The sequence below is a fragment of the Streptomyces sp. 13-12-16 genome, assembly GCF_002114215.1.
Lineage (GTDB): Bacteria > Actinomycetota > Actinomycetes > Streptomycetales > Streptomycetaceae > Streptomyces.
Window position 1 is genome coordinate 1 of record NZ_NCTE01000990.1, and the last position, 1,533, is coordinate 1,533.

General features: G+C 76.6%; 1 pseudogene. It reads right to left on the minus strand.

The window, feature by feature from the left end:
• Positions 1-1,533 (minus strand): annotated as a pseudogene (locus tag B7767_RS33765) (ATP-binding protein); the annotation flags it as partial.

Sequence of the window (1,533 nt, forward strand, 5' to 3'; positions counted from 1 at the left end):
CGTCAGCTCGGCGGCCTCCCGTTCGGGCGCGGTGAGCGTGTCCGTCTGGGCGTAACGCAGGGGCAGCGGCCGCAGTCCGGCCGCGGCGAGCTCGTCCCTGGCCCGTGCCGCCAGTGCCTCCGCGCCGCAGTGCACGGCGCCCTCCAGCCCGCGGTAGAGGTGGTCGGCGGCCTCCTGCAACTGCCCGGTGCGGGACAGCGCCGCCCCGTGGCCGACCAGGGCGCGGGCCAGCTCGTAGGCCGCGGGCGACTGTTCCAGGTGGCCGACGGCCTCCGCGTGCAGGTCGAGCGAGGCCTGGCCGCCGGTCACCTCGGCCAGCGTGTGCAGCGCCTGCCCGATCGCCGAGGCCGCCCCGAAGTCCCGGGCCCGCTTGACCGCGTCCTGCGCGTGCCGGACCGCCCGGTCGGGTGCGCTGCGGACGAGCGCGGACGCCAGCCCCGACTGCCAGGCGCACCAGGCGGGATTGCGCCACTCCCGCCCGTCCAGCCAGTCCCCGACGTCACGGAGCAGCGCGGCGGCCTCGTCCGCGCGGCCCTCCGCCAGCAGCAGCTCGGCGTACACCGTGCGCGGGTCGGGGTAGATGACGGCGTTCGGGACCAGTGCGCCGTAGTGGTGGTGGTCGGCGATCCGGCGTGCCTCCGCCGTACGCCCGCGGGCCAGGAGCGTCTGGATGAGGATGCCGACGGCGAACCACTGGGCGGGCACCGCCCCCTCCACCCGGTCGGCGATGCGCAGCCCCTCCCGGACCAGGTTCTCCGCCTCGGCCAGGGAGCCCCGGCGGTAGCGGATGTACCCGGAGAGGGTCTGGCCCAGGGCGAGGTGGGAACCGCGCCAGCCCTTCGCCTCGCACTCCGCCATGCCCTTGCCGAACAGTTCCTCGGCCCGCCGCGGCCGGTCGGCGTACAGGAACACCATCGCCACCGCCACCGGCACCTCGAAGCCCCGGTTCTCGTCGGTCCAGCTCAGCCCGCCCCGCAGGGCCCGCTCGGCGTACTCCAGGGCCGTCTGCCGCGGCTCGCCGCACACCACCGCCTCCCAGGCCCGCAGGCCCAGGATGTACCGCTCCTCCAGGCCGCGGCCGGTCACCTGCGCGGCCAGCCTGGCGAGCCTGCGCGAGCGGGCGGCGGGGTCCGGCTCGTCGGTGCGGTACGAGCTCCACACGAAGTGGTCGGCCTGCATCCGCAGCCTGATCCGGGGGTGCGGGGCGCGCCGCGCCTCGTCGGCGGCGACGGCCGCGGCCTCGGCCACCTCGTCGATGTGCGCCAGCGCCTGCGTGAGCCGGTACACGATGGACGCCCGCAGCTCCGGGTCGATGCCGGGCTCCGCCAGCGCCTCACGGAGGTGCGCGACCGTGGCCGTGGGCTTGATGAGGAAGGTGGAGGAGGCGAGTTCGTGCAGCAGCTCGGCGCGCTGCTCCGGCAGCGGCGGCTCCTGGAGCGCCCGCGTCAGCAGCCGCCGGGCCGCTTCCGGGGCGCCGGCGCGCATGTACTCGCGGGCGGCTTCGCGCAGGCACGCCACCGCCTCGACGCGGCC